This window comes from Hyalangium sp., from assembly GCF_035629615.1.
Lineage (GTDB): Bacteria > Myxococcota > Myxococcia > Myxococcales > Myxococcaceae > Hyalangium.
In genome coordinates, this window is record NZ_DASPHO010000616.1 from 1 (window position 1) to 6311 (window position 6311).

The 6311-nt window shown below is 64.2% G+C and carries 7 protein-coding genes; 2 read left to right on the forward strand and 5 right to left on the reverse strand.

All coding sequences use genetic code 11. The features are described 5' to 3' along the window. Together VD972_RS31155 and VD972_RS31160 are read right to left on the reverse strand one after the other, a co-directional pair. On the reverse strand, window positions 1-558 hold a 558-nt coding region (locus VD972_RS31155), incomplete at its 3' end, for a DUF5953 family protein (protein WP_324992419.1). After that, the gene (locus VD972_RS31160; RefSeq protein ID WP_324992420.1) at window positions 555-1130 is read right to left on the reverse strand and encodes a DUF6310 domain-containing protein; all 576 of its coding nucleotides are present in this window, start codon (window positions 1128-1130) and stop codon (window positions 555-557) included. The genes VD972_RS31160 and VD972_RS31155, both read right to left, overlap by 4 nt. A 568-nt stretch (window positions 1131-1698) precedes the next feature. Between VD972_RS31160 and VD972_RS31165 the strand changes: the two genes are divergently transcribed. Both VD972_RS31165 and VD972_RS31170 read left to right on the forward strand, forming a co-directional pair. Further along, the gene (locus VD972_RS31165; protein ID WP_324992421.1) at window positions 1699-2001 is read left to right on the forward strand and encodes a hypothetical protein; all 303 of its coding nucleotides are present in this window, start codon (window positions 1699-1701) and stop codon (window positions 1999-2001) included. A 576-nt stretch (window positions 2002-2577) separates the two neighbouring features. Next, window positions 2578-3474 carry a LamG domain-containing protein gene (locus VD972_RS31170; protein ID WP_324992422.1) on the forward strand — a complete coding sequence of 299 codons (897 nt, stop codon included), beginning with the start codon at window positions 2578-2580 and terminating at the stop codon, window positions 3472-3474. 377 nt (window positions 3475-3851) lie between these two features. Here VD972_RS31170 and VD972_RS31175 read toward each other — a convergent pair whose 3' ends face one another. The 3 genes from VD972_RS31175 to VD972_RS31185 all read right to left on the reverse strand — a co-directional run. Then, window positions 3852-4439, reverse strand: a complete 588-nt coding sequence (locus VD972_RS31175) for a serine hydrolase domain-containing protein (RefSeq protein WP_324992423.1) — start codon at window positions 4437-4439, stop codon at window positions 3852-3854. Next, a complete protein-coding gene (locus VD972_RS31180; protein WP_324992424.1) occupies window positions 4430-5035 on the reverse strand; it encodes a serine hydrolase domain-containing protein in 606 nt (201 codons plus the stop codon). The genes VD972_RS31175 and VD972_RS31180 overlap by 10 nt, the downstream gene beginning before the upstream one ends. A 119-nt stretch (window positions 5036-5154) precedes the next feature. Continuing rightward, the coding region (locus VD972_RS31185) for an ATP-grasp domain-containing protein (RefSeq protein ID WP_324992425.1) at window positions 5155-6311 on the reverse strand (1157 nt) is incomplete at its 5' end.

A 6311-nucleotide genomic window follows, 5' to 3' on the forward strand; every position in this document is an offset into this window, starting at 1 on the left:
GGCGGACCAGTAGTTCAGCCATCCGAGGCAATGCGGAATCTCAGGCGAGCGGATCTTCTCTGGCAGCTTGAGCGCAGGCAGCCCCCGGGGCGGAATCCCTGGCTTATGTACCGGATCGCGCGTTTGCCTTGCGATCTCCACCCCCGCGCTGGATGGCGTCGCATGCCCCCAAAACGCGCGCGCTCCCTCTGCCACGCCTTCAAGCACATCCGCCGCCGCAGCGACAAGCGCCGCGTCCAGAGGCAACTCCGCATGGACTTGGAACTGTGGCTGGCCGCCTGGGCTCGCACTCGCGGATCGTTTCACCCCGGAAATCATCACGGGGTAGCTCTCATCGCCGTTGCATAGCAGCGGGAACTTGCCGCTCGCGGTCGCCTCAGCCAACCACGCATCGCGCTGCGGCAACGCGGCAAGCCGTCGCTCCTCGGTGACTCTCCACTCCAGGCGCAAACCGGGGAGTGCCCGTTCCATCCCATGGACGATAGCGAGCGTGCGACCGTCCGTAGCGAGGAGAGCAGGCGCGCGTACAATGACGTCGAGGGTGCTTTGCGTCGTCATCGCTTGCACCCCGTGACGACGATCTCCAGTTCGCGCGCCGCACGCTCCAGCGCTTCTTTGTGCGCTTCGGTGCTCACCCCAACGACGAAGCCATATCCACATGACAGCGCGATGTTGCGCTCTTCCTCAAATTCTTCGAGTTCATCGTCGATTACCTGATTCCTGACAAAGGGCGCGTAGGTATCGAAGCGATAGGTCTTGATCTCCCACAGCCTACGCACCCCGACTTGCAGCGCATCAAAGCGCTTGCCGCCAACGAGCACGTCCTTGCCGGGGTAGCGGTTCGGCGGATACTTGTCGGCGCACTCGTTATGCGGGTCATCTCCGCCCGCGTGCGGCACCGGGATGGGCCTGCACTCAGGGCGGCTCTCTGTCGAATCGGATGATACGGGCGGGAGCCAGTCCCGACCCAAGCCCCTCGGCGTGGGCTCTCTGTCGGCCACGGGTTCCTGCTCGCTGGATCGCCGTGTTTGAGTCTTCGGCCTCGCACGCTCACGGGATGCACTCCGCTCGTATGCATCCAACTCCTCTTTGATGACGACTGCCACCACGACAACGCCAGCGATGATCATCGCTCCAACAATGATCTCCGGTGCTAGAAAGACGCAGAGTCCCACGCCCACGGCAGCCGCACCCGCGCGGGAGGCAACAGCGCATCTTCCTGTGACATCGCGAAACTTGATCCTGTCGTGATCGAGAGCGTGAAAGCACCTCTCCGCCAGGAGCGGCCATTCGTTGGATGCTTCGCGCACCACGCAATGCCCGTCATCCGTCCAGGGGTACTGCGCCGCCCGCTGAAGGTTGGCGAATCTCGGATTCGGGGCCTCCAGCTCTCCGAGGCTCGGCTCCGTCGTTGCGCAGGCCGAGAGCAAAAGCAGGAGCAGGAGTGCGCTGCAAGTTTGGGAACGCATGGCCACGTTCTTTCAAGGAATCGAGGTGGTGCGGGTCAAGGCTGCGGGGGTTCTCCGCTAGAGTGTACCAGCATGCCTCGACACCGAGCGCAGGTGGAGCGGGTTAGCATGCCAGCCATCGTCGCGGCCCCCAACTCGGGCCGGTAGAGCGCGCCAGGTGAAGTGGACCCCGTTTTTCGGACCACCCCGTTATTTGGATCTGCGGCCGACTCCACCGTAGGAGGACGGTATGAAGCAGAGGAATCGGAAGCGGTTTGACCCGGCGTTCAAGGCCCGCGTCGACGTGCCCGCTTCCAGCTTGCCTGGATGCTTGCCAAGAGGCCCGCGTCGACGTGCCCGCTTCCAGCTTGCCTGGATGCTCGCCACCAGCTCCAGCCCCAGCACTCGCCACGAGCCGCGCGTCGAGCCCCTCACGAGCCCCGCGCTCACCACGAGGCCCACGTCCGACGTGACGGGCCTGGATACTGGCCACGAGCCGGGCGCGCACCACGAGGCGCGCGTCCGCCGTGACCGCCTGGAGCCCCAGCGCTGACCACGAGGCCCACCTCCGACGTGACGGGTCTGGACGCTGGCCACAAGCCCCGGCGCACCACAGGGCGGCTGTCCGACGTGACCGCCTGGACGCTGATCATGAGGCCCCGCGCGCACCACGAGGCGCATGTCCGACGTGACGGGCCTGGACGCTCACCACGAGCCCCGGCGCTCACCACGAGGCGGCTGTTTGACGTGACGTCTCACGTCCGCCATCGCCCGTGCTTCCCTGTGTACAACGGTTGGCCTACCACCTCGGTGGTATAGCCGTGCACCCGCCTCTTTCTTAACTTGGTAATTCCCAGGCTTTAGTTAGGCGCTCTCAGACCGGGCAAATCTGCAAGCCATTTACAAAGAGGGGCGACCAACAACCATGGAGCGAACAGACTTGATCCCCAGGAAGGAGAGCTTACGTCGAACTCTTACCAGCATGATGCTCTGCACGGCACTTGCCGCATGCACTCAAGGGCCGCCGGGCCCTGCGGGACCTCATGGACCGAAGGGCGAAGACGGTGCTCGGGGACCTGCGGGTTCTCAAGGGCAGCAGGGTGTCGCCGGTCCGCTTGGTCCGGCGGGAATGTCCGGCAACCTGTCGATTAACTTGGAGTTCGACGAACTGAGCGGTTCTAGCTTCGCCGATACCTCTGGACGCGGGAACGTGGCCACTGCACCGGTATCAGGCATTGCGGTGGGTTCCGGTGGGCACAGCGGAAAGTCAGTTTCCTTCTCCGGAGGAGTGGTGACCGTCGCTGGCCCGACCAGCATGCCTGACTCACCGCAAGTCTGGGCGGAGGCATGGATTCAACCCCAGAGCCCTCTCACCGGAACTCAGACGATCCTCACCAAGGTTGGCTCGTACTCGCTCAAGCAGGTGAACCAGAATGTCATGTTCGAGGTGATCGGGACCGCGAACCTTGTCCCCTGCACGACGATCAGCACGGGAAACCAGATTACCGTCGGCGACTGGATTCACGTCGCCGGATGGTACGACGGTCTGTCTGTCTCCCTGTCCATCAACGGAGTGGTGCGCGCAACTACGAGTTGCACCAATGGCCCGGTGGCGTCATCCGCAGGCCCCTTCTACGTGGGAGGCATCTTCACTGCTCCCAGCACCGTGATCGAACCCTATGCGGGTCGCATCGACGAGGTTCGTGTTCGCATGGATGCTGCCCAGCAATACAGGCCAACCAGATCGGTCTTTGTGATCCCGAATAACAACTCGGGCTACCTTGAAGGCGAGGGTTTCTTCATGATCTCCAGGGTCGGGTCGCCGAATCAACTCTATTCGTTCGGGGTTCATGAAGGAAACGGCGGCACAACCATCTTCAATCAGAGCGGGCACTTCACTACGACGAACGGCACCGACGGCAAGGTCAATCTCTTTAGTGAGGGCCCGCCACACCGGTTCACCATCCAGAACAACTCGGGTTCCAGTATTTCCCTCCATGTGAGCCTGTACAACAGCGCTCCGTAACCCACATCTCAGTATTCCGGCCTTTAAACCGGTGCACACTCAGTTCAAGATGAACCGAGCGACCGGCGGATGGTTGGTCGGCGAGGCGCCGAACGTAGGTACTGTGCGGAGCGGTGCTGCGCCTCTTAAGAGGACGGGCACCGAGCGCCCGCTCCTCAGTACGCGCCGAGAGGACGGTATAAGTGGGGCCGTGGTGTGCCACCCGCTCCACGCGACAGCCCCTATCGAGTACAACTCTGTCATTTCCTGTTGTACTCGACGCTTGTCGGACAGGTTTGGGGACAGGGACCAAGGAGGGCGCTGCCGGCGAGGCTTGCCGCAAACCTGTCTGCTTGTCTGACAGGTTTGGGAGAAAGGGCCATCCGACGGCGGGATGCCTACAACCGTCCTGCGACCTCCAGCACCCCGAGAACCCGTTTCGCCTGACCTCCGGCGTTGCCTGTCACCATGTTGGACAAGCAGATCACCGTGAGCTGCTGCGCGGGAAGGCGCACCATATAGGACGAGGCGTCCAGGTCTCCTCCCTCGTACCAGAGGGCCTGCCGGCCGCCGTGGTCACCGAACACGAGCCCGAATGCGTCGTTGTCCTTCGGGTGCTGGAACTTGAGCCGGGAGTGCATGAGCTCGGTGAAGGCCGGCCCCACGAGCCGGTGGGCGTACCAGTTGGCATCCCACCGGGCCAGATCCTCGACAGTGCTGAAGACACCGCTGCCGCCGAAGTGCGGCGAGTTGCGGATGAGGCGCGCGTAGCCCGGCTCTTCCTGGACCTGAAGTCCCACTTGGCGAGCCTGCTCGAGCAGGGCGGGCGTCCGTGGCGCATAGCCGGTGGCGCGGTGCCGGACGACGCGGGTGGAGTCATCGTCGACGTGGGTGGCGGTCATCCCCAGCGGTTGGAAGATGCGCTTGTCCATGAAGTCGGAGAAACGCTCTCCAGAGGAGATCTCCACGATCCGCGTCAGCAGCATGTAGTTGATGTTGGAGTAGGCCCAGGCCGCGTGCCCGGTGCGAAGTCGAGCTTGTCCGCGGACAGGGTGGCCGCGAGCGCCTCCTCCCGCGTGAAGTAGTACGCGGAATACCAGGGCATGCCGCTCTTGCGCGGGAGGCTCATGTACTCGGGCAGGCCGCTCGTCATGTAGAGCAGGTGCTTGACGCGCAAGTCAGGGCCGAACCGAGCAGTCTCGGGCAGGTACTTCGAGACGGGGTCCTCCAACGACACCTGGCCGTCCAGGATTAGGAGCGCGATGGCTGCCGCGGTGAACTGCTTGGACAGAGAGGCGAGGTGGAAGGAGGTCCGTGGCGTGATCGGGATCTGGTCATCGAGGTTGGCCTGTCCGTACCCCTTCGCGAAGACGAGCCGCCCGTCCTTGATGATTCCGACGGCATACCCTGGGGTATCCGCGCGATCATGCTCGGCAAAGAGGGCGTCGATCTGGGCCTTCGTTTCCGCATCGAGCCACTCAGCCTCTGCGGAGACAGGCGCCGCCCTCGAGGGGGCAGTGCCTGCCGTGTCGTGAGTGCAGGACGCCAGAGCCAGGGCGAGCACCGCAGCCCATCGCCTCATCGAACCAAGCCTCCCCTCGGCGGGACGCCGAGCGAGGCCGATCTAAGGCAAGGCCTGCCTCCCTTCAAGGGCGCGTCACCGAAGCGGCCTGGACCGCCTCGGCGGAGAGCAGGGGCGTCTCAGGAGGTCGACTTCTGTGGCGCCGGGAGCGAGGCGTGGAATTCCTGCGAGATGCGCTGCAGATACGCCTCGAGCAATGCCTCGACGCGCTCTTGCTTGGGGGAGCGCACGACGAGTCCGATGTGTTGCTTCTTCTTGAGCCGGTCGACGATCTCCGGATCATTGAACGAGGAGGTGTCCGGGTATTCGTCCCGCGCGAGCGAGATGATGACCCCTCCGAACTCCTCGCGGGTCCGAGGCGCCTTGTAGGCGAAGCCCTCGCCTTCGATCTCGAGCTTCGCCCACTCGCTCCACAGGTTCACCCCCGTGGCGGCCTCCACCGTCTCCGCGATGTTCGCGCCGCCCACGCGGGCTGACGTCTCGATGAAGTACGGCAGCCCATCATCTCGGCCGATGATGAACTCGGTATGCGAGGCACCGCGGCGAAGCCCGAAGCCCTGGAGCACCGCGGCGTTGACCTCGGTGAGCATGCGCGCTTCCTTCGAGTCACGGCGCTCCGTGCGCGTCATGTAGATGCCCCCCTCGTGGGCCACCTCCAGCAAGGGGCGCCCGTAGTGGCCCACCTCCGCGAACGCGATCTTGCCGTCCTGCATGAGCGAGTCCACGTGGTAGAGATCGCCGGCGATCATCTGCTCCAGGACGTGGAATGACTGGCGATCCCCCAGCTCGTGGATCGTCGCCCACGCCTCGTCCACTGACTTCAGCTTCTTGATGCCGACGGCGGAGGCCTCGGAGCGGGGCTTGATGAGCCAGGGGGCTGGCACCTCCGCCAGGAACTTCGCGACATCCGGGTGATGGAAGACGGGCGTGAAGCGCGGCACGCGGATCCCCAGCTCCTGCGCCTTCATCCGCATGGCGAGCTTGTCGCGGAAGAAGCGCGCGGCCGAGTCGCCCATGCCGGGCACGCGGAAGTGCTCGCGCAGGGCCGCGCCAACCTCCACATCGAAGTCGTCCAGGGCGACGATCCGATCGATGCGCCGGTCCCGGAACAGCCACGCGACGCCGTGGATGAGGCCCTTGCGGTCTTCGAACGAGGCCACCGAGTGGAACTCGTGGATGTACTGCCGTGCCCAGTCCTCGTCCTTGAACTTGTCCGAGGTGATGAGGATGACGTGGCAGCCTTCCTCGTGCAGCCGCTGGAAGAAGCGGTTGCCCT

Excerpts from the sequence above, each read along its gene's own strand:
- VD972_RS31170 (WP_324992422.1), top strand. The coding sequence starts at position 2,578 with ATGTCCGGCAACCTGTCGATTAACTTGGAGTTCGACGAACTGAGCGGT.
- VD972_RS31165 (WP_324992421.1), top strand. The coding sequence starts at position 1,699 with ATGAAGCAGAGGAATCGGAAGCGGTTTGACCCGGCGTTCAAGGCCCGC.
- VD972_RS31160 (WP_324992420.1), bottom strand. The coding sequence starts at position 1,130 with ATGATCATCGCTGGCGTTGTCGTGGTGGCAGTCGTCATCAAAGAGGAG.
- VD972_RS31175 (WP_324992423.1), bottom strand. The coding sequence starts at position 4,439 with ATGCTGCTGACGCGGATCGTGGAGATCTCCTCTGGAGAGCGTTTCTCC.
- VD972_RS31180 (WP_324992424.1), bottom strand. The coding sequence starts at position 5,035 with ATGAGGCGATGGGCTGCGGTGCTCGCCCTGGCTCTGGCGTCCTGCACT.